The sequence below is a fragment of the Actinoallomurus vinaceus genome (assembly GCF_039542055.1).
Classification (GTDB): Bacteria; Actinomycetota; Actinomycetes; order Streptosporangiales; family Streptosporangiaceae; genus Actinoallomurus; species Actinoallomurus vinaceus.
On sequence record NZ_BAABHK010000002.1, the window covers coordinates 1,086,515 to 1,108,083 of the forward strand.

The 21,569-nt window shown below is 72.2% G+C and carries 16 protein-coding genes; 5 read left to right on the plus strand and 11 right to left on the minus strand.

Annotated elements, in window-relative coordinates; all coding sequences use genetic code 11:
• Nucleotides 1–412: 412 nt before the first annotated feature.
• The 3 genes from ABEA24_RS10815 (at nt 413) to ABEA24_RS10825 (ending at nt 5,344) form a co-directional block, all read left to right on the plus strand.
• Nucleotides 413–1,495 carry an ATP-binding protein gene (locus ABEA24_RS10815; protein ID WP_345430555.1) on the plus strand — a complete coding sequence of 361 codons (1,083 nt, stop codon included), beginning with the start codon at nt 413–415 and terminating at the stop codon, nt 1,493–1,495.
• A gap of 2 nt (nt 1,496–1,497) precedes the next feature.
• Nucleotides 1,498–4,077: a DUF5682 family protein gene (locus ABEA24_RS10820; protein ID WP_345430556.1), complete on the plus strand. Its 2,580-nt coding sequence runs from the start codon at nt 1,498–1,500 to the stop codon at nt 4,075–4,077.
• A 127-nt stretch (nt 4,078–4,204) separates the two neighbouring features.
• Complete coding sequence (locus tag ABEA24_RS10825; RefSeq protein ID WP_345430641.1) at nt 4,205–5,344, plus strand: VWA domain-containing protein; 1,140 nt, start codon at nt 4,205–4,207, stop codon at nt 5,342–5,344.
• Between the two features lie 76 nt (nt 5,345–5,420).
• Here ABEA24_RS10825 and ABEA24_RS10830 read toward each other — a convergent pair whose 3' ends face one another.
• Together ABEA24_RS10830 and ABEA24_RS10835 are read right to left on the minus strand one after the other, a co-directional pair.
• Nucleotides 5,421–6,287, minus strand: a complete 867-nt coding sequence (locus ABEA24_RS10830; RefSeq protein WP_345430557.1) for a chitosanase — start codon at nt 6,285–6,287, stop codon at nt 5,421–5,423.
• A gap of 400 nt (nt 6,288–6,687) precedes the next feature.
• Nucleotides 6,688–7,902 (minus strand): cytochrome P450 family protein, encoded by a 1,215-nt coding sequence (locus tag ABEA24_RS10835; RefSeq protein ID WP_345430558.1) that lies wholly within the window; start codon nt 7,900–7,902, stop codon nt 6,688–6,690.
• 254 nt (nt 7,903–8,156) lie between these two features.
• On the opposite strand from ABEA24_RS10835, the gene ABEA24_RS10840 reads away from it, so the two are divergent.
• A complete protein-coding gene (locus ABEA24_RS10840) occupies nt 8,157–8,819 on the plus strand; it encodes a class I SAM-dependent methyltransferase (protein WP_345430559.1) in 663 nt (220 codons plus the stop codon).
• Between the two features lie 149 nt (nt 8,820–8,968).
• Here the strand turns inward: ABEA24_RS10840 and ABEA24_RS10845 are convergent, their stop codons facing one another.
• The 8 genes from ABEA24_RS10845 to ABEA24_RS10880 form a co-directional block, all read right to left on the minus strand.
• Nucleotides 8,969–10,123, minus strand: coding sequence for a PLL family lectin (locus ABEA24_RS10845; protein ID WP_345430560.1), 1,155 nt, complete (start codon nt 10,121–10,123; stop codon nt 8,969–8,971).
• A 236-nt stretch (nt 10,124–10,359) separates the two neighbouring features.
• Nucleotides 10,360–10,989, minus strand: coding sequence for a type 1 periplasmic-binding domain-containing protein (locus ABEA24_RS10850; RefSeq protein ID WP_345430561.1), 630 nt, complete (start codon nt 10,987–10,989; stop codon nt 10,360–10,362).
• Nucleotides 10,986–11,723, minus strand: a complete 738-nt coding sequence (locus ABEA24_RS10855; protein ID WP_425551160.1) for a 2OG-Fe(II) oxygenase — start codon at nt 11,721–11,723, stop codon at nt 10,986–10,988. The genes ABEA24_RS10850 and ABEA24_RS10855 overlap by 4 nt, the downstream gene beginning before the upstream one ends.
• Nucleotides 11,724–11,785: 62 nt before the next feature.
• Nucleotides 11,786–13,465 (minus strand): glycoside hydrolase family 43 protein, encoded by a 1,680-nt coding sequence (locus tag ABEA24_RS10860; protein ID WP_345430563.1) that lies wholly within the window; start codon nt 13,463–13,465, stop codon nt 11,786–11,788.
• A 76-nt stretch (nt 13,466–13,541) separates the two neighbouring features.
• A complete protein-coding gene (locus ABEA24_RS10865) occupies nt 13,542–15,461 on the minus strand; it encodes a glycoside hydrolase family 127 protein (protein WP_345430564.1) in 1,920 nt (639 codons plus the stop codon).
• Nucleotides 15,462–15,475: 14 nt separating this feature from the next.
• The gene (locus ABEA24_RS10870) at nt 15,476–16,306 is read right to left on the minus strand and encodes a carbohydrate ABC transporter permease (RefSeq protein ID WP_345430565.1); all 831 of its coding nucleotides are present in this window, start codon (nt 16,304–16,306) and stop codon (nt 15,476–15,478) included.
• A 10-nt stretch (nt 16,307–16,316) separates the two neighbouring features.
• Nucleotides 16,317–17,249, minus strand: a complete 933-nt coding sequence (locus tag ABEA24_RS10875) for a carbohydrate ABC transporter permease (protein WP_345430566.1) — start codon at nt 17,247–17,249, stop codon at nt 16,317–16,319.
• A gap of 62 nt (nt 17,250–17,311) precedes the next feature.
• The gene (locus ABEA24_RS10880) at nt 17,312–18,625 is read right to left on the minus strand and encodes an ABC transporter substrate-binding protein (RefSeq protein WP_345430567.1); all 1,314 of its coding nucleotides are present in this window, start codon (nt 18,623–18,625) and stop codon (nt 17,312–17,314) included.
• A gap of 257 nt (nt 18,626–18,882) precedes the next feature.
• Between ABEA24_RS10880 and ABEA24_RS10885 the strand changes: the two genes are divergently transcribed.
• Nucleotides 18,883–19,914, plus strand: a complete 1,032-nt coding sequence (locus tag ABEA24_RS10885) for a LacI family DNA-binding transcriptional regulator (protein WP_345430568.1) — start codon at nt 18,883–18,885, stop codon at nt 19,912–19,914.
• Nucleotides 19,915–20,014: 100 nt separating this feature from the next.
• On the opposite strand, the gene ABEA24_RS10890 is transcribed toward ABEA24_RS10885, so the two are convergent.
• Nucleotides 20,015–21,565, minus strand: coding sequence for a glycoside hydrolase family 43 protein (locus ABEA24_RS10890; RefSeq protein WP_345430569.1), 1,551 nt, complete (start codon nt 21,563–21,565; stop codon nt 20,015–20,017).
• Nucleotides 21,566–21,569: the final 4 nt, after the last annotated feature.

Genomic DNA, 21,569 nt, shown 5'->3' on the forward strand with positions numbered 1-21,569 from the left:
AGGAGGGCCAACGGCCCACGAACCCGAGTGAGCCCGACATGACCGTCCGTCCTCTGCCTCCGACCAAGGAGTCCTGCCGTTGACTTCTCCCCCAGCTGAAGCAGGGGGATTCAACCCTCGCGGGTTGAGCTTTCTGCTTCACCGCCCGTTGCCGACCCGGCTAACCGGCGTAGGACGGAGTGCCGCCCATCGGTCTTACACAGGCTCCACAGACGTGACTTCCCGTCAGCCCGGCGGTAGGCCCGGCGGGCTTGGCTATCGCCCGCCGGACGAAACGTCACATTACCGTCCGCCATCGACCACGTTCAGTCGGTTATGAAAATCCACTGAGACGAGTCTCCGACCCTTGCCCTGCTGCGCAGGGGTCCGATCTCTTGCCCGCCCAAGGGCGGGGTTACCACGGAGGTATCTGATGAGCGAGGCCGTGCTGCGGCCGCATGCGGAGCACCAGTTCGCCGACGAGCTCGCCCTGCTCGCCGAGCGGGACGACCGGCCGCGACCGCCCGGCTGGCGGCTGTCGCCGCAGGCCGTCACGGTCTACCTCCTCGGCGGGACGCTGCCCGACGGCTCGGTGATCACGCCGAAGTACGTCGGGCCGCGGCGCCTGGTCGAGGTGGCCGTCGCCACCCTCGCCACGGACCGGGCGCTGCTGCTGCTCGGCGTGCCCGGCACCGCCAAGACCTGGGTGTCGGAGCACCTGGCGGCGGCGGTCAGCGGTGACTCGACACTTCTGGTCCAGGGCACCGCCGGCACGGCGGAGGAGGCGATCCGGTACGGCTGGAACTACGCCCGGCTGCTGGCCGAGGGCCCTTCGGAGCAGGCGCTCGTGCCGAGCCCGGTGATGCGGGCGATGCGGTCCGGGGCCGTCGCCCGGATCGAGGAGCTGACCCGCATGCCCTCGGACGTCCAGGACACCCTCATCACGATCCTGTCCGAGAAGGCCCTTCCGATCCCCGAGCTGGGCACCGAGGTGCAGGCCCGTAAGGGGTTCACCGTCATCGCCACCGCCAACGACCGTGACCGGGGCGTGAACGACCTGTCCAGCGCACTGCGCCGACGGTTCAACACGGTCGTGCTGCCACTGCCCGCGACGACCGAGGAGGAGGTCGACATCGTCGCCCGCCGGGTCGCCCAGATCGGCACGTCGCTGGAGCTGCCGGAGACCGGAACCGGGCTGGAGGAGATCCGCCGGGTGGTGACCGTCTTCCGCGAGCTGCGCTCCGGGCGCACGGCGGACGGCCGTACGAGGCTCAAGTCGCCCAGCGGCACGCTCAGCACCGCGGAGGCGATCTCGGTGATCACGAACGGCCGCGTCCTGGCCGCGCACTTCGGCGACGGTGTGCTGCGCGCCGCGGACGTCGCGAGCGGCATCATCGGCACCGTCGTGCAGGACCCGGTGTCGGACCGCGTTGTGTGGCAGGAGTACCTCGAGACGGTCGTCCGCGACCGACCCGAGTGGCATGACTTCTACCGTGCCTGCCGCGAGGTCTCCTGACCGTGGCCGCCCCTGCCCACGAGCGCGTACGGATCTTCGGGATCCGGCATCACGGCCCCGGATCGGCGCGGGCGCTCGTCCGCGCGCTGGATGAGCTGCGGCCCGACATCGTCCTGATCGAAGGACCGCCGGAGGCCGACGCGATCGTCGGGCTCGCTGGGGACCCCGGCATGGTCCCCCCGGTGGCGCTGCTCGCCCACGCCGTGGACGGCGGAGAGGAACGGCGGGCGGCGTTCTGGCCCTTCGCGGAGTTCAGCCCCGAATGGCAGGCGATCCGCCATGCCCTGCGGGCGGGGGTGCCCGTCCGCTTCTGCGACCTGCCCGCCGCCCACCAGCTCACCGACGGCCCGCCCGGTGACACCGCCGACGACTCACGCGGTGACTCCGCCGAGCCTCCGTCTGGTGCGGCTCCGTCCGCCGGCCACCCGTCCGGTGCCGCGTCGCCCACTGACCGCCGATCCGCCGACAACCCGCCTGGTGCCGCTCCGTCCGTCGACCACCCGTCCGGTGCCGCTCCGCCCACCGACCGCCCGTCCGCCGATGGCCCGCTCGGCGATGACCCCGTGACGGAGAGCGTGGGAGAGGCCGACGCGCCGGACGTGGTCGCGGAGGCGGTGCGGCTCGATCCCCTGGCCCGGCTGGCCGAGGCCGCGGGCTACGACGACGCCGAACGCTGGTGGGACGACGTCGTCGAGCACCGTGGTGGCGGGCCGTCGCCCTTCCCCGCGATCGCCGAGGCGATGGCCGCGCTCCGGGAGCACGCCCCGGCCCTGCCGGAGGAGTACGTGCGGCGAGAGGAGCGGCGCGAGGCGTTCATGCGCAGGACCGTGCGCCAGGCGCTCAAGGAGGGGTACGAACGCATCGCGGTGGTCTGCGGCGCGTGGCACGTCCCCGCGATCGCCGCCGGGCTCCGCCCGCCTCGTTCGGCAGGCGCGCCCACTGCGGCGGGCGACGACCGTACGCTGCGCGGACTGCCCACGGCGAAGGTGGCGCTGACCTGGGTGCCGTGGACGCATGGGCGCCTGGCGAGCCGCTCCGGGTATGGCGCCGGTGTCACCTCGCCGGGGTGGTACCACCACCTGTTCACCGCGCCCGACCGGCCGATCGAGCGCTGGTTCACCGCGGTCGCGGCGGTGCTGCGCGATGAGGACCTGCCCGTGTCGTCCGCGCACGTCATCGAGGCCGTCCGCCTCGCGAACGCGCTCGCCGCCCTACGCGGCCGGCCGCTCGCCGGGCTCGCCGAGGTCACCGAAGCGGCCCTCGCCGTCCTGTGCGAGGGCGCGGAGCTCCCCCTGGAGCTGATCCAGCGCCGCATGGTCGTCGGCGAGCGCATGGGAGCCGTACCGGAGGACGCGCCGATGGTGCCGCTGCAGCGCGACCTGCGGGACGAGCAACGGCGACTGCGGCTCAAGCCCACGGCGACGGCCAAGGAACTCGACCTCGACCTGCGCCGGACCACCGACCTGGACCGCAGCCGGTTGCTGCACCGCCTCCGCCTGCTCGGGGTCCCGTGGGGAGAGTCCGCCGGGTCCGGTCGCGGCAAGGGCACCTTCCGCGAGAGCTGGACCCTGACCTGGCGGCCGGAGTTCGACGTCCGGCTGGTCGAGGCCGGCGCGTGGGGTCTGACGGTCCGGAGCGCGGCGTCCGCTCGGGCGGGGTCCCTGGCCGCGGAGGTGGACGCCCTCCCGGCGCTCACCGTCCTGGCCGAGCACTGTCTGCTGGCCGACCTCGCCGAGGCGCTGCCGGCCGTCATGGCCATGCTCGCCGACCGGGCGGCGGCCGACACCGACGTCACCCACCTCATGGCGGCGCTGCCGGCCCTGGTCCGCACGCTGCGGTACGGCGACGTGCGGGGCACCTCGGTGGGACCGCTGCGCACCGTCGTCGACGGCCTGGTCGTACGGATCTGCGTGGGGCTGCCGAAGGAGGTCTCCGGGCTCGACGACGACGCGGCCCGTACGCTCCTCGACCGCGTCGACGAGGTCCACGACGCGATCGCCCTCCTCGGCGACGGCGAGCACACCGCCCGCTGGCACGGAACGCTGGCCTCCCTCCTCGACCGGCCGGGGCTGCCCGGCCTGATCGAGGGACGGCTCGCCCGGCTGCTGCTGGACGCCGGGTCGCCGGTCGAGGAGGACGGGCCCGCCGGCCGGATCGGCGACCGGATGGCGCGCGCCGTCTCGGTGGGCGAGTCACCGGCCCGGGCGGCCGCCTGGATCGAGGGCTTCCTGTCCGGCGGCGGCCTGATCCTCGTCCACGACGACCGGCTGCTCCGTCTGGTCGACGACTGGATCACCGGCCTGCCCGCCGACTCCTTCACCGACGTGCTGCCGCTGCTGCGCCGGACGTTCGCGACGTTCGAGGCGCCGGAGCGCCGATCGATCGGCGAGCGGGTGGCCCGGATCGCCACGGCCTCCGCGCCGGACACCGGCGACGAGCCCCTGGATCTGATACGCGCCGCCCCGGCCGTACGGACGGTCCTCGACATTCTCGGCCCGCCCTGGTCCGAGGCGGGTCGCGGCCGACCGCGAGACGACGAGACGGGTAGGGGCCGACCGCGAGACGAGAGGGAACACCGGTGACCGAATCGAACGCCGTCGCGGGCGCTCCGGAAGCAGCGGGCACGCCGGAAGCTGCGGCCGGGCGACGAGACCCGGCGTGCGAGGACGTCTCGCAGGCGAGCGGAGGCGGACGGTGAGCGAGGAGCGGATGCGGCGCTGGCGGATGGTGCTCGGCGGCGAGGCGGCCGAGCCCACCGGCGCGGCCCTCACCGGAGTCGACGCGAAGATGGACGGCGCGCTCGAGGCGCTGTACGGCGCGCGGGGCGCGGGGCGGGGCGGCCGCGGTGCCGGGCTGGGCGCGTCCGCGCCGCAGGTCGCACGCTGGCTCGGCGACATCCGGACGCTCTTCCCCTCGACCGTCGTCCAACTCATGCAGAAGGACGCCGTCGAACGCCTCGACCTGACCCGCCTGCTGCTCGAACCCGAGATGCTGGAGGCGGTCGAGCCCGACGTTCACCTGGTCGGCACCCTGTTGTCCTTGAACCAGGTGATGCCGGAACGGGCCAGGGAGTCCGCGCGGGCGGTCGTCCGCACCGTCGTACGCCGGCTCGAGGAACGCCTCGCGCAGCGGACGCGGTCGGCGGTCGACGGCGCCCTCGACCGGTCCGCGCGGCGCCGACGGCCCCGGCGCGCCTCCGAGATCGATTGGAACCGCACCATCCGCGCGAACCTCCCCCACTACGTCCCGTCGCGCCGGACCGTCGTCCCCGAGCGCATCATCGGGTACGGCCATCGGCGGCGCGCCGTCGAACGCGACATCGTCCTGTGCGTCGACCAGAGCGGCTCGATGGCGTCGTCCCTGGTCTACGCCGGGGTGTTCGGCGCGGTGCTCGCCTCGATGCCGTCGCTGCGCACCTCGCTCGTCGTGTTCGACACGTCGGTGGTGGACCTCACCGACCGGCTGCACGACCCGGTCGACCTGCTGTTCGGCAGCCGGCTCGGCGGCGGAACCGACATCAACCGGGCCCTCGCCTACTGCGAGCGCCTCATCACCCGCCCGAAGGAGACGGTCCTCATCCTGATCAGCGACCTGTACGAGGGCGGCGCACGCGCGGAGATGCTCAGGCGGGCGGCGGCCGTGACCGCGGCCGGCACCCAGGTCGTGGCGCTGACCGCCCTCTCGGACGAGGGCACCCCGGCCTTCGACCACGGGAACGCCGCCGCCCTTGCCGCCCTGGGCGTTCCGGCGTTCGCCTGCACGCCCGACGCGTTCCCCGACCTGATGGCCGCCGCGATCGAAGGCCGCGACCTCACGGAATGGGCGGAGCGAACGGCGCCCCATCGCTAGAGAAGAACCTGCTGGAGAAACCGCGGCTCTCGGGCGGCGGACCACCACGCCGCCGCCCGAGGGCCCGTCCGGTCCCCTATTTCTCGATCGAGTAGCTGTCGCCGTACACCTTCCAGTGCAGCGGCGGGTCGAGGTCCAGGTTGCCGGCCTTGAGGAAGACCCGCTGTTCGGTGTCGACCCGGCTGGTGTCGCTGTGGGCCTCTTCGTGCTTCATGGCGACCTTGCGCGCGTCGAGGAACGCGTTGAGGTAGGTCACCTCGTTGCCGCCCTGGGCCGGGGTCTTGGCCTTCTTCATGGCCGCCGCCCGGATCCCGCCGAAGCTGTCGCCGTCGCTGCCGGGCCCGTGCATGACGATGGCGTCGTAGTAGATGAACTGGCCGAGCGCGCGCAGGCCGTCCTTCTTGGCCTGGTTGACCGCAGGGTTGAAGTAGACGCGGTCACGTTCGTCGTCCTGGGCCTGCTGGAAGACCTTGTCCGAGGCGGCCTTACGCCAGTCCTTGGTGAAATTCGGGTCCAGACCCTTGTGCGAGTCGGAGCCGTTCACCTTTTTGAGTGCGGGGAGGTATTTGGCCAGGACGTTGCCGGGCTCTCGATCCGTGTACAGCTGGACGAGTTCGAGCATGTCACCGGTGCCGGAGCAGAACCCGATGATGCCCGCGGTGTAGCCCCGGCCGTCACCGATGTCCTCGATGTACTTGTACTGGGCTCGCCAGTCCAGCGAGGAGTTCTCCGCGCTGGACACCAGCTGCATGGCGATGTCCTTCTTGTGCGGGTCGGTGAGGTCGACGGCCGCGGCCGTGACGGAGCCGGTCTGGACGGCGTGCGAGGCGGGGTCGTGCCCGGTGCCCGCCTCGACCGCGGCCGCGGAGGCGAAGGCCACGCCCAGGGCGAGGACGACCGGGACGCTCCGTCGAGCGGACTTTCGGGTAAGTGGAAGACGCATGTTCCTAACCGTTTCAGTCGGCTTTCTTGACATGCCGTTCCACAGCAGGGGGCGCAGAACGGCACCGCACCATCGGCGGGCGATGGCGGCTTGTCACGACAGGGCGATCGCCAATGCGTTAGGTAAGGTTCCTAACAAATCAGGATGAAAGCAGGCCCCGAAGGCGCTGTCAACACGTTCGCCGGATCAGAGAATGCCGACTTCGGCGGCACCGGGCATTACCTTAAGAGAGGCTTATGCGCGAATTAAGGCCGCCCGATCCGGCTGACGTTCACCGCCCGAAGCGCACCGGCCGAGCCCCAGCGAGCACCGGTGATGCCGAGGCGGCACCGCCCGGGGGCGGCCGATCACCTCGCCCGGCGATCGGCCGGCCCTTGGGCGGTGCCGGATGGATGATTCGTCAGGCCACGACGACCGGCAGGGCGGTCAGCCCGTTGATGAGCAGACTGGCCTGCAGGGTGAGCTCCTCCGGGGGCACGGCCAGGCGCAGCTTCGGGAATCGGTCGATCAGCGCGCCGAGCGCGATCCTGGCCTCCAGCCGGGCCAGTGGCGCGCCAAGACAGTGGTGAATGCCGTGGCCGAAGGCCAGATGTGATGCCGGCTGCCTCGTGACATCGAGTCGTTCCGGCTCGGGGAACTGGCGGGGATCGCGGTTGGCGGCGAGCAGCGCGGGCAGCACCACCTCGCCGGCGGGGATGGTGACGCCGCCGATCCGCACCGGCGCCGCGGTCCGGGAGGGGATCGCCACCTGCGCCGGGCTGTGGAAACGGAGCAGTTCCTCCACGACCGCGGGCAACCGATCAGGCTCGGCGCGCACCAGGTCGAGCTGGTCGGGATGGATCAGCAGCGCCCGCGTGCCGCCGGAGATCAGATGGACCGTGGTCTCGTAGCCGGCGACGAGCAGCAGGAAGAGCATCGAGGTCAGCTCGTCCTCCGACAGCCGGTCGCCGTCCGCGCGCGCCGCGACCAGCCCCGAGATCAGGTCGTCGGACGGGTCGACCCGCTTCTGCGCGATCAGTTCCCGGGTGTAGTCGATCAACGAGGTCGCCGCGGCGATGAAGGTCTCGGCAGGGTGGACCGAGCCGTTGATGGCCACGGCCGTCCATTCCTGGAAGTCGTGCCGGCGGTCGGCCGGTACGCCGAGCAGTTCGCTGATCACGGTGAGCGGGAGACGAGAGCAGAAGGCGGCCAGCAGGTCGACCGGCGCGCCATGCTCCCCCGCGGCCGAGACGTCGTCCAGCAGACCGTCGACGATGCGGCGGATCTCCGGCTCCAGCCCGTCGATCCGTCGCCGGGTGAACGCGGCGGACACCAGTCGGCGCAGCCGGGTGTGATCGGGCGGGTCGGCACCGAGCAGATGGTGGTCCATCGCCGCGGCGAGCTCGGCCGGTACGGCGTCGCGATGCGGGCCGTCACCCCCCTTGCCCTTGATGATGTCGGGGTGGGCGAGCGCCTCCCGCGCCTCGGCGTACCCGGTGATCAGCCATACCGGGACACCGGTGAACAACGTGACCCGCTGCACGGGCCCGGCCTTCGCCAGTTCGGCGAACGCGGCATACCGGGCAGCCGGCGTGGCCTCAACGAACGGCGAGGTTACGGGGGGCGAGTCCGCCATGGTCAACTCCGATCAGTGCCGTCGTCCGGCCGGCAGCCGGTGATCAAGACGGTCCCACGCTATCCAGGATCGGCAACTCCTCGGCACGCCCATGTCGTCGATCCGGCCCCGTCGGCCCGGCTCGATAGGCTGGGCGGGGTGACGCCCTGTTCGCCCGCCGCCCTGCCGGGCCGATCGCCCCGCGACGCTCTCCGATCGCGCCATCGGCGCTCGGCACTTCGACGGCCTCGCGGCGCCGCACCATGGAGCCGCCCGTGACGGACGGCCGAGCCGGCACAGTAGGCGCGCTGACGCGGGTCTCGGCGCCTCCGCTGGTCCCGGAGGTCTCCCTGCACCTGGCCGACGAGCCGTTCGCGGCCTGGGAGGCGACCCAGCGCGACCAGGCGGGCACCGATCAGGCCGCCTCCGATCTGCCGCCGCCTTTCTGGGCGTTCGCGTGGGCGGGCGGCCAGGCCCTCGCCCGGTACGTCCTCGACCACCCTTCGGCAGTGGCCGGGCGGCGCGTCCTGGACCTGGCCAGCGGGTCCGGTCTCGTCGCGATCAGCGCGGCGCTGGCCGGCGCGCAATCGGTGACCGCCTGCGACATCGATCCGCTCGCCGCGGCCGCGATCGACCTCAACGCCGCCCTCAACAACGTACGCGTCGACGTCCTCACGGAAGACGTCCTGGAGCGCGACCTCGACGGAGTGGACATGGTCCTCGCCGGTGACGTCTGCTATGACGCGGACCTCGCCGACGCCATGATGACGTTCCTGCGCGGGCAGCGACGACGGGGCAGGGACGTTCTGCTCGGCGATCCGCTGCGGCCCTACCTGCCGCGCGGCCTGACCGTCCTCGCTCGGTACGAGGTGCCGGGCACCGCCAATCTGGAGGAGCGGGCCGTCACCGCGGCGGCGGTGTTCGCGATCCCTGCGTGAACCCTGCCACCTTCGGTGGCGGAACGGGTGGGCGCCGGGGCGTCCTTGGTGAGCGGGGCGCCGGAACGGGCAGGTCCGGGCGCCGGCCCGTGGCGGCCGACGCCCGTCTCTCGGGCGGGCGCCTCAGGAAACAGGCCCGCCCGGCGGTCTCACAGAGCCTCCCACGCGCCCCAGGTCCCGTTGTTGTAGGAACGGTGGTGCAGCACCCCGGACCCGTCGACCGCGAAGAGTTCGATGTGGCCGGTGGCCCAGGAGGTCACCACGGGGCTGGCGCTGATGTCGCGCGGCCCACCGAGCGACTGCCAGTGGCTGTCGCCGCCCGTCCCGGCCAGGTCGATCGCGCTGTGGTAGACGTAGCCGTCCTTGCCCTTGCTGAACAGGTCGGCCCGCTTGTCCCAGGAGGTGCCGGCCACGGGTGAGTTCCAGTAGAGCGCGTCGCTGTACGGGACCACGTCCGAACCGTGCCAGTAGCCGTTGTAGATGTTGAGGTACAGCGTGTCGACGTTGTGGCGCCAGCTGTACAGCAGCATCCGCGGCTGCTCGTTCCCGTACGGGAGGGGGACCAGTCCGGCTGTGTCGGCGTACGAGGTGTGTTGCGCGGAGCTGGGCGGCTCGATCCGGCTGCTCTGCCACTGCCCGTCCGTCCCGTACACGTGGGAGAGCCCGACTTCGGAGTCGCCCTGCACGATGTCCACGCCGGCGGCGGTGCGGCCGGCCGCGTGGGGGCCGGCCCAGGAGCGGAAGCCGAGGTCCTCCCACGGGCCCCAGCCACGGCCCTGGACGAAGGAGCGGTGGCTGATGTCGCCGCCCGGTTTCCGGCCAACCAGGTCGAGGCGGTCGGGCGCGGGAGATACCACGTCCGGCGCGTAGTCGAGGTAGCCGGTGCCCATCGGCTCCCAACCGTGCCAGCTTCCATCGAAGTACCGGTGGACGAGGGTGCGCCGGACCTCGTTCGGGGTGGTGGTGCCGACGAGGAAGATGTCGATGTGGCTGTAGCCGCTGGACAGCGCGGAGATGCCCGCGGTGTTGTAGAACGTCCCGCCGAGCGGTAGCCAGGGGCTCCACTGCCGGCCGTCGAAGGTGCGAAGCCGCACCGTACTCGCGTTGCCTTCGGGGAAGAGCCGGTAGACGTCGAAGCGCCCGTCCTTCCACGAGGTCGTCGCGACGCTTCCGGGCCGTCCGACGTCCTGCGCGGCGGCCGGGCCGGGCCGGCCGGGCGCGGCCTGGGCGGCCATGCCGGGAAGACCGGCCAGGAGCAGGCCGGCCACGATGAGGCCGGCGAGTGTTCTCAGGTACCCACGCAATGCGCTCGTCCTTTCGCGCAGCTTCGGTGCATGAATGTGCTGGGCAGGGGCCTGAGCCGATGAAGGCCGCCAGGCCCCCTGCCGGGGCACGTAGTCGAGGATCGTCTGGCGCCGGGCCCCTCGGGAATTCCGAACTTTGGGGGGTTGACACAGGCGCGTGCCGCCACGCCTGGCAGCATGGGGACTGCCGAGGGCCGGTTGTATCGGGACCTGTGCGCGGCACTGACGCCAGGTGCCTATGGCCGCTCCGGCAGGCGTGTGGTGATCCAGCGGTCCGCGGCCTCCCAGGTCGCGCCGTCCGCGGTCGCTCCGCGCAGCCCGCGTACCGTGCCGGGCCCGGCGAGCGCCGGGACGCGCGGATCGTGCAGCGAGGCGAACGCGAACGTGCGCCGGGGATCCCAGTCGGTGTCGTGCCGTAGCCGGCGGGCGAGCTGGGCGAAGCCGAGCGGTGCGGCGGCAACGACCCACGCGTCCGGGGTCTGCGCGGTCATCCGCCGGGCCGGACGGAGCCATGAGGCGGCCTGCTCCGGCCAGTCCACCACCGCGAGGATCTCCCTGCCGAGAGCCTGCCACGCGTCGAGGAAGGCCCGGGCGGTGGCCGTGGACGCGCCGTCGCGGCCGTGCCCGACGACCACCGTCGCGATGCGCGGTCGGTCCCGCTCCAGGAGGCCGATCAGCGTGGCGAGTTCGGCGTCGGTGTGCGGACCGGGTGGCGGCGATTCCCCGTACACCGCCGCCTCCGCCTCAGTGAGTCGCGGCGATTCCCCGTACACCGCCGCCTCCACCTCGGTGAGCCGTGGTGATCCCCCGTACGCCGCCGCCTCCGTGAGTCGCGGCGACGAGAAGCGCACCATCCCCGTGGTCACGTGGCGTCGTGGAAGACCAGGCCGAGCGCGTGGCGGCGGCCCGACCGTACGGTGCTGACGCCGTGCCGTACGGCGCCCGCCGACCAGCCGCGCTTGGTGGGGACGGGCCGGTCGCGCGTGGTGAAGATGAGACCGTGGCCCTGCCGGAGCACCGTGGTGGTGCCGCGCGACTGGGCGCGGGGCCGCTGCTCGACGAGCAGGAACTCCCCGCCGGTGTAGTCGGTGCCGTGCTCGTCCAGGCCGATGACGACCTGGAGCGGGAACACCATGTCGCCGAACACGTCGCGGTGCAGGGCGTTCCAGTCCCCCGGCCCGTAGCGCAGCAGGATCTGGGCGGACCGGTCCTGCCCGGCGGCGTGGCACATCGCGAGCCACTCGTCCAGGTCGTCGGGCCACGGCGCCGGTCTGCCGAGCCTCGCCGCCCAGTCGCGCGCGATGGCCAGCAGGTGCGGGTAGAAGGCGCGGCGCAGTTCGGCGACGGGCTCGGGCAGGTCGTGGGTGAAGTAGCGGTACTGACCGGAGCCGAACCGGTGGCGGGCCATGTCGACCGTCGTACGGAACAGCTCCGCCCGCTCGTACAGTCCGGCGATGGCGCGGCACCGCTCGGGCGTCAGCAGCCGGGGCGTGAGCGCGCAGCCGTAGGCGTCCAGCTCCTCGGCGAGCGCCGTCCAGTCGGCGGCGCCGACCTGCCGCGCGGCGGTGGTGTCGATGGTCGTCGATTCGGTCGTCACCATTCCACTGTGCGGCAGGCCCGGCGTCGTCGCTGGCAGGAAACCGACACCAGGTTTCCGGGTCGTCAGGCGGGCCCGACGCGGAACCAGTCGACCTCGGCGGCGTCGCCGTGCGCGCCGGCCGGGGCGGTGCCGAACAGGCCCAGCGTGGCCCCGATCCACTTGCCCTGTGACGCGGTGAACGGCCCGCCGACCGGCTGGAACCCGCGCCCGTCCACGTCGGCCGCGAACCGGCACACGCCGCCGGACCCGACCTCGACCCGCAGCCGTACCCAGGACCGGCCGCGCGGCATCGGGATCGGCGTCGCGGCGTCGACCTCGGCCTTGTCCTGGGCGGCCGTGCGGTGCACGAGCGCGAGCCCCGAGTCGAGCCGCTGCAGCCCGATCCAGGCGTAGCCGTAGCCGAGGACGACGAGCCCGGACCGCGCTCCCGTGCTGCCGGCGTGCAGCGTGAGCGAGGTCGTGGCGACGAACGACTCGGCGGGGAAGCGCTGGCCCAGGACGTTCGGCAGGAGTCGCAGGTCGGCGGTGTCGGCGCTGGGCGGGCAGGTCAGCCGGAGCCGTCCGCCGCGCGGCGACGCCCACGACGGGTCGGAGTTCGCCTGCCAGGTCCACTGCTCGCCCAGCCGGTGGCCGGTGAACTCGTCCCCGCTCGCGGGGGCGGTGATCTTCGACGGCCGGCCCACCGCGGGCTTCCGGTACACGAGGACCGGCTTGCCGCGTCCGCTGCCGTCGTCCTCGCCCATCACGGGCCAGCCGTCGTCCCGCCACCGCATCGGCTGCAGGTGCACGACGCGACCGTAGACGCCGCGGTCCTGGAAGTGCAGGAACCAGTCCTCACCCCGCTCGGTGGCGACCCAGGCGCCCTGGTGCGGGCCGTTGATCGGGGTGTCGCCCTGGGCCAGGACGATGCGGTTCTCGTACGGGCCGAAGATGCTGCGCGAGCGGAACGCCGACTGCCAGCCGCCGGTCACGCCGCCGACCGGCGCGAAGATCCAGTACCAGCCGTCGCGCTTGTAGAGCTTCGGTCCCTCGAGGGTGGTGTAGCCGGGGATCTCGTCGCCGTTCACGACGATCCGGCCGTCGTCGAGGAGCACCCGGCCGTCCGGGCTGATCTCGTGCAGGGTCAGCCGGTTGTTGATCCCGGCCCGGCTCTTGGCGTAGGCGTGGATGAGGTACGCCCGGCCGTCGGTGTCCCACAGCGGGCACGGGTCGATGAAGCCCTTGCCGGGCTTCAGTGCGTGCGGCTTGGTCCACGGGCCGGACGGGTCGACGGCGGTGGTGACGAAGATGCCGTAGTCCGGGTCCGGGTAGAAGATCCAGAACCTGCCGGCGTGGTGACGGATGGCCGGCGCCCACACGCCGTTCCCGTGCTGGGGCACGCTGAATACGTCGCGGGGCTCCAGCTCGGTCAGCGCGTGGCCGATGATCGTCCAGTTCACCAGGTCGCGCGATCGGAGGATCGGCAGTCCCGGGATGCGGTTGAACGTCGAGGCGGTGAGGTAGAAGTACGGCCCGACGCGTACGGCGTCCGGGTCGGACCAGTCGGCGTTCAGCACCGGGTTCTGGTAGCGGCCGTCCCCGAGGTCCGCGACCCACGGAAGGCCGGTCGGCCGGCCGTCCGCGGACGCGGCCGCCGCGCGCTCGGCGGCGCCGGCCGTGCCACCGAGCCGGCCGAGGGCCACCGATCCGGCCACCGCACCGACGCCCGCCTGGAGGACCCGCCTGCGACTCTGCTCACCCATCCGCGTGCTCCCAGGGGTTTAGGAAAAGGTTTTCCGACGGAGTCTCTCAACAGGTCCCCAGGCGGTCAAGGCCTGGTCAGCCGGTGGCGGCGAGCGGGATCCAGACCCGCATGGGGCCCGGTGTCCGGTTCGCCCACAGGAAGTAGGGCACGGCGGTCAGGGGCAGGGGCTCGGCCGCATCTTCGGCCGCCGCGTGGTCGCGGTACGGCTCGGGCGAGGGCGACCGGTCCACGGTCCCGCCGGCGGCCAGCGCCACGGGGAAGTCCGGCAGGTCCGCGCGCTCGACCGCGCGCACCGGAGCGGACGCGTCCAGCCGTACGTCCTCCAGCACGGTCCCGTCGGGGAGGTCGGCCTGCTCGAGGCAGTAGACCAGCGGGCCGCGCGTCAGGGCGACGCAGCCGCGCACCGCGTCGACCCTCGGGTGCGCGGAGACCAGGCGGGCGGGCATGTCCAGGTCCAGGACGATCACCGTCGGGGTGTCCCAGCTCCGCGTCAGGCGGAGGTAGCCGTCCTCGGCGTCGCCCGCGACCGTCGTACCGTCCACCTCGACGGTGAAGCGGCCGCACCATCCCGGGATCCGCAGCGCGAGCGTCCACGGCCGGGCGGTCGTCGCCGTCACGGTCAGCTCGATCCGCCCGTCCCAGGGGTAGGCGGTCCGCGTCGTCACCTCCGCCTCGCCGTCGGGAACCGGCGACCGCAGGATGCCGGCGCCGTACAGGTGGACCCGCAGGCCGTCGTCGTCGGCCGTCGCGAGGTAGCCGTGGAGGGAGGCCATCAGCCGGGCGAGGTTGGGCGGGCAGCAGGGGCAGGAGTACCAGCTCAACCGCTGCGAGGGCGCGTCCTCGTCCGACCCGTCGTGCCCCGTGCGCAGGTGGAGCGGATTCGAGTAGAAGAAGTGCCGGCCGTCCGCCGCGATCCCCGCCGCGATTGCGTTGTGCAGGACCCGCTCCATCTCGTCCGCGTAGCGGCGCTCGCCGGTGGCCAGCAGCATGCGCCAGCTCCAGTGGAAGCTCGCGATCGACGCGCACGTCTCGGCGTACGCGCGGTCGGGCGGCAGCTCGTACGGGTCGCCGTAGGCCTCGTCGCGGTGCCGGGATCCGTGCGCGCCGGTGAGGTAGGTCTTGGTGCGGAACGCGCTGTCCCACAGCCGTTTCGCCGCGTCGAGCAGCGCGGTGTCGCGCGTCTCGACGGCGACGTCGACCATGCCCGCCAGCAGGTACAGCTGCCGGACGGCGTGGCCGGCCACCTCCTCGGCCTCGCGGACCGGGACGTGGTCCTGGTGGTACGCCGCGCCGAACCTCCCCTCCCCCAGCAGGCCGCGCCCGCGCAGGTCCAGGAACCTGCGCGCCGTGTCGAGGTACGGCCGGTGCCCGGTCGCGCGGTACAGCTCGACGAGCGCGGTCTCGATCTCGGGGTGCCCGCACACGCCGTCGGTCCCGTCCGGGCCGAACCGCTCCACGATCAGGTCGGCGAACCGCCGCGCGACCGTCATCAGCTCGGCGGAGGCGTCGGTGCGGGCGGCGGCGACCGCGGCCTGGACCAGGTGGCCGGCGCAGTACAACTCGTGGCTCCAGTCCAGCTCCCGCCACCGCTTCTCCGGGTGCACCACGGTGAAGTAGGAGTTGAGGTAGCCGTCGTCCTGCTGGGCCTTGGCCAGCAGCGACGCCGTGGTGTCGAGGAAGTCCCGCAGCCCGGGGTCGTCCCCGTGGGCCAGCTGCCAGGCGGCCGCCTCGAGGGTCTTGTAGATGTCGGAGTCGCGGAACCACATGCCCGCGTACTTCCGATCGCTCTGCCCCGTGGCACGACGCAGGTTCTCCAGCGTGCCGGTCGCCGACATCTGGTCGACGCAGTAGGGGATCGTCGCTGCGGCGTTGCGCCGCTGCCACGCGCCGAGCAGTCCGCCGGGTTCGAGCCGTACGGCGTCGAGGGGGAGCGGCCGCAGCGTGCCGAGGGCTTCCGTCGTCGGGGAGACCGGGCCGGGGTGTGAATCGGTCATGCTCTCTCTCTTCGTCAGCCCTTGAGGGCACCGGAAGTGAACCCGCGCACGTAGTAGCGCTGCAGGAGAAGGAACACCGCGACGCACGGCACCGCCGCGGTCACCACGCCGGACTGCAGCGCCCCGAAGTCGACCGACCCGAAGTTGCCGGCCTCCAGGTTGAACAGCGCCACGGGAAGGGTGAACTTGGCGCCGTCCGTCAGGAAGATCAGTGGCGCGACGAACTCGTTCCACGCGGCGAGGAACGCGAACAGCGCGACGGTCACCATGCCCGGCGCCACCCCGCGCAGCAGCACCCGGCGCAGCACCCCCGTCGGCGTGCAGCCGTCGATCAGCGCGGCCTCCTCCAGCTCCACCGGCAGCGCCTCGAACGAGTTGCGCATCATGAACAGCCCGAACGGCAGCTGGAACATCGCGAGGACGAGTCCCAGGCCGATCAGGGAGTTCTGCAGGCCGATCCAGCCGAGGAACACGTACAGCGGCACGAGGATGGTCGCGTACGGGACCATGAGGATCGCGAGGGTGACCAGGAAGAGGACGTTCTTGCCTGGGAAGTCGAACCGCGCCACGGCGTAGCCGCCCAGCGTGGTGACCACGACGGTGACGCACACCGTGATGAGCGCGACCACCGTGGTGTTGAGCAGGTACGCCGGCAACCCGCTGCCGTAGTGGAACAGGCGCTTGTAGTCGTCGATCCCCCAGCCGTTGCCGCGGCCGCTCGCCTGGCGGCCGTGCACCGAGGAGAACAGCGTCCAGACCATGGGGAACAGGAACAGCACCGCGAGCACGGTGGACGTGGAGTAGAAGCCCGCGGACCGGGCGGCGCGGTGACGCGGTCGTGACATTGATCGGCTCCTAGGAATCGCGTCGCAGGAGGCGGAGCTGCGCGCCGTTGATGATGACCAGGCCGACGAGGATGGCGACCGAGACGGCGGCCGCCCGTCCGAGGTCCTGGGACAGGAACGCCTCCCGGTAGACGTCGATGACGATGGTCGCCGTGCCGTGCCGCCCGCCGGTCAGGATGAAGAACTGGTCGAAGGCCAGGAGGGACCCGGTGACGGAGAGCACCATCATCAGCGCGATCGTCGGCCGCAGCAGCGGCAGCGTCACCCGCCGCATGGTCTGCCACCAGCCGGCCCCGTCCGTGCGGGCGGCCTCGTACAGCACCGGGTCGATCCCGTGCAGGCCGGTCATGAGGATCAGCATGTAGAAGCCGGCGAACCGCCAGGTGATCATGCCGACCGTGGAGATCAGCGCGTTGCCGCTGCTGCCGAGCCAGTCGACGTCGCCGCCCGCCAGCAGCCGCATGGCCGCGTTCAACGGTGAGGAGTCGGTGTTGAACATGCCGTAGAAGAGCAGGCTCGCCGAGGCGAGGCCGACCGCGCTCGGCAGGAAGAACACCGTACGGAACAGCCCCACGCCCCGCGGGCCCTCCTGGACGAGCAGCGCCAGGCCGAAGGCGACGAGGCCGAGGACGACGGTCGTCACGACCGTGTACTTCACGGTGAACCAGAGGGCGTGCAGGAAGAGCGGGTCGCCGAGGGCCCGGTAGTTCGTGACCCCGTTCGGCGCGGACGCGCCGAGCAGCGGCCAGTGGTTGAACGACATCCAGACCATCAGGCCGAGCGGGACGACGAACAGGACGGCGACGATGACGGCCAGCGGGGTCGCGTAGACCATCGCCAGGCGCCGGTGGCCGCGCCGCAGCGGGGAGACGTCGTGACGGGCGCGCGGCGGGGACGACGGCGCGTCGCGGGAGGGCGCGCGGGTGGGTGAGAGGGAGACCATCGGGTGCTCCTCGCTGATCACGGAGACGGCGGCGTGGCGGTCGGGCTCGGTGCTGGGGCCGCTCAGCCGTTGCCGGACAGGGACTCGGTGATGGCGCCGTTGTGCCGCTGCAGGATGGCGGCCGGATCGCCCGAGCCGAAGACCGCGTCGGTCACCGTTGACGTCCACGGGCCGTTCGGGTCGTTGTAGGTCTTGCCGAAGTCGACCGAGATGGGCGTCTGGCCCTGAGCGGCAAGCTTGTTGAACGTCGCGAGCCGGGGGTCCTGCTGCGCGTAGGTGTTGTCGGCCAGGTCGGTGCGCACGGTGATGTTCTTGTTCTTCGCGACGACGTCGACCTGGGCGTCCTTGGACAGGGTCCAGGAGATGAAGTCCCATGCCTGCGCGGCGTGCTTGCTGTTGGAGCTCACGCCGAGCACGTCACCGCCGACGAACGACGAGGTGCCGCCCGTCAGGCCCGGGATCGGGGCGACGCCCACCTTGAGTCCGGGCCCTTCCTTCAGGGTCTGCAGCACGGTGGCGCCCATCGGCTGGATGCCGATCCTCCCGTTGGCGAACTGCTGGGTCCACGTCGGGCCGTTCTCGTTCTTGGCCGAGGCCGGGACGAGTCCCTCCTGGTACATCCGGCGGTAGAGGGCGTAGACCTTCCCCGCCGTGTCGTTGGCGATGGTCGACGCCGTGCCCTTCTCGTTGAGCACGGTCCCGCCCGAGGCCCAGATCATCGGCCAGGTGGTGAAGAGCATGCAGCCGGGGCAGGCGCCGCCGAAGAAGTAGCCGTGCGCGCCGCCGCCCACGCCGTTGATCTTCTTGGCGTCGGCGTAGAGCTCGTCCAGTGTCGTCGGTGGCTTGTCCGGGTTCAGGCCCGCCTTGGTGAACAGCGCCTTGTTGTAGAAGACGGCGGACAGGTCGATGTCGTGCGGCACGCCGTAGATCTTGTTGTTGTAGGTGGCGGTCTTCATGTGGGCCGGGGCGAGGGACGCCTTGAACGGCAGCTTGTTCACCCGGGCGGTCAGGTCGAGGTAGACGCCCTTCGAGGCGTAGTTCGGCGCGTAGACCACGTCGGAGGCGAGCACGTCCGGCAGCTGCCGGGCGCCCGCGGCCGTGCCGACCTTCTGCTGGTAGGAGTCGGCCGGGATCACCGTCAGCTTCACCTTGTTGCGGTGGCCGCGGTTGTAGGCGTCGATCAGCGTCTGGCTGAAGATCGCCGTCGGGGACCGGGTCCACATGGTGATGGTCGTGCCGTCGTCCTTCGCGCTGGTGTCGCTCGCGGAGGAGGCGGTTCCCCCGCTCTGACACGCCGCGAGGAGCACCGTCGCGGTGGCCAGCGCGGTGAGGACGGGAGCCTGCCGGAGCCGTGCCCGGGGGCGGGAGAGGGCCATCGTGCCTCCTTGTGTCCAACGGAATCCGGCGCCGGCCACGGCCCACGCCGGTCGAACCCCCGAGGTGCGGCCGACCATGCGGAGCGGAGCACCATCTGACCGCTAGTAAGAAAATTCGGAAACCGATTGCCTCGGAGGCTAAGTCGCCGGTGAATCGCCGTCAAGACCCGTATTTCCCTAGTGTTACGGGCCCCGCTACCCCGTCTGGCGGTGTGCGGTACATTCGAGTATCGGCACATCAGGAAACCGGAGGAAACATGGGAAAGTCGGCGCGGCCGGCCACCATCAGCGATGTGGCCGCGCTGGCGGGCGTCTCGGTCGGCACCGCTTCCAAGGCGCTCAACGGCCGCGGCTCCCTGCGGGCCGAGACCCGGCAGCGGGTGCAGGCGGCCGCCGAGCAGCTCGGCTTCCAGGCCAACGCCGCGGCGCGCACCCTGAGCTCCGGCCGCACCTACACCGTCGGGATGATCACCACGGACACCATCGGCCGGTTCAGCATCCCGCTGCTGATCGGAGTGGAGGACGCACTCGGCGCGGGCCGCATGTCGGTGTTCCTGTGCGACGGACGAGACGACCCGATCCGTGAGCAGTACTACCTGAAGACGCTGCTCAGCCGCCGGGTCGACGGGATCATCGTGACGGGCCGCCACGCCCGGCCGCGGCCTCCGATCGGATCGGGCCTGCCGGTCCCGGTGGTGTACGCGTTCGTCAGCTCCACCGATCCGGAGGACTGCTCTGTCGTGGCCGACGAGGCCGGCGGCGCCCGGAAGGCCATCGACCATCTGCTCGCCGTCGGCCGTCGCCGGATCGCGCACGTCACCGGGCCGGAGCACCATCACTCCGCCGTCGTACGGTCCTCCGCGGCGATCGAACAGCTGGCCGAGGCGGGGTTGCAGCCGGCCGGTCCGCCGCTGTTCGGCGAGTGGAGCGAGGCCTGGGGGCGGCGGGCCGTCGGCATGCTCCTCGCGACGGCCGGCGAGTTCGACGCGGTCTTCTGCGGCAGCGACCAGGTCGCCCGGGGCGTCACCGACGCGCTGCGGGCGGCGGGCCGACGAGTGCCCGAGGACGTCGCCGTGGTCGGATTCGACAACTGGGACGTCATGGTCCTCGGCTGCCAGCCCCCGCTGACCAGCGTCGACATGAACCTCGAAGGCCTCGGGCGCGCCGCCGCCGACCTGCTGCTCACGGCCATCAACGGCGAGCCCTCCCCCGGGCCGCACGTCCGGCCGTGCCGGCTGGTCGTCCGCGAGTCCACCACCGTCCCGGTGGATTCACAGCCGGCCGGTTGAGCCCGGAGCCGACCCGGCGAAAGCCTCACCACCGACCGGATGCGGCCGACCGCACGAGACGGGCGGTACTCGCCGCTGACTGCGACAGGGCGAGCGCGCCTCAGTCCAGGCCGCGGTACTCGAACCAGTCGAAGTCGGCGACGTTGGTGCTCGGCCGTCCCGTACTGCTGGCGTACATCCCGAGGTAGGCCCCGACGAAGCCGCCGGCGATCTCGGTGCTCAGCACGCTGCCGTCGACCGGACCGCCGAGCGGCCGCCACGCCGACGCCGGGGTGGCGTACCGGAACGCGTAGGACTGGTCGTGGGCCTCGACCGCCAGCCGGACGCGCCCGTCGGGCAGGACCTCTTCGGCCTGCGTCTCGTCGGCTCCGGCCGCCCTGCGGATCAACCGGAGCACACGCCGGCCGTCGCGGAGGGTGACCGCGCACCGGATCTGGAAGCCGTCGTTCTGCAGGAGGACCAGGCCCGCGCACTCGTTCGAGCCCCAGGGGGCGAAGTCGACCGCGGTGTGGGCGGCGAAGTGCGCGTGGCTCTGCCGGCGGGCGATCAGGCTCGGGCAGGCGCGCTCGGTGACCGTTTCCGGCCGCAGTCGCAGCCGCAGGTGACCGGGCCGTGCCGTCAGGTCCCAGAACCGCTCGCGCGGCGTACGGAGCTGGTTCCACTGGGGGCCGAGTTCGAGGTCGTCGAAGTGGTCGCAGGCGGCCTCGGCGGGCCAGCGGTGTTCGGGCAGGTTCGGGGCGGCGCCGACGGGCTCGACCCGGCCGACGCCGGGGGCCATGACCGGCCAGTCGTCCTCCCACACCACCTCGGCGAGGAAGGTCTCCCGGCCGAGGTTGCCCAGGTACCCGCCGGACGGACGGACCCCGAGCAGCACCGCCCACCACTCCCCCGCGCCGGTCGCCACCAGATCGGCGTGCCCGGTCGCGACGATCGGATGCCCGGCCCCGAGGTGGCGGTGGGTCAGGAGCGGGTTGCGCGGATTGCCCTCGTACGGGCCGGTGACGTCGCGGGACCGGGCCACGGTGACGGCGTGGTTCAGCTCGGTGCCGCCCTCGGCGACCAGGAGGTGGTAGAGGTCCCCGACCCGGTACAGGTGCGGCGCCTCGGTCCAGACGGCACCGTTCAGAGCGCCGTTCCACAGGACGTGCTCCGGGCCGGTCAGGTCCAGCGTCGCCGGGTCGAACTCCCGCAGCCAGATCTCGGTGTGCCCCGCCGCGTCGACCGGCCGGGTCGCGTGGAACCAGGCCCGCCCCTCCTCGTCGAACAGCAGGGACGGGTCGAAGCTCTCGGGCTCGCCGAGCCAGTGCGGCTCGGACCACGGCCCGGCCGGGTCCGTGGCCGTCACCACGAAGTTCCCGGACGGCCCGGTGCCGTCGACGAGGGTGCACACGACGTAGAACGTGCCGCCGGCGTGCCGGATCGTCGGCGCGAACAGACCTCCCGACGGCCGGACGCCGTCGAGCGGAAGCTGCTCGGGCCGGTCGAGGACGTGTCCGAGCGGCCGCCAGTTCACCAGGTCCCGGCTGTGGTGGATCGGCAGCCCGGGGAACCACTCGAACGAGGAGGTCACCAGGTAGTAGTCGGCGCCGACCCGGCAGATCGAGGGGTCGGGATGGAAGCCCGCCAGGATCGGGTTGCGGAAGGTGCGCATCGCC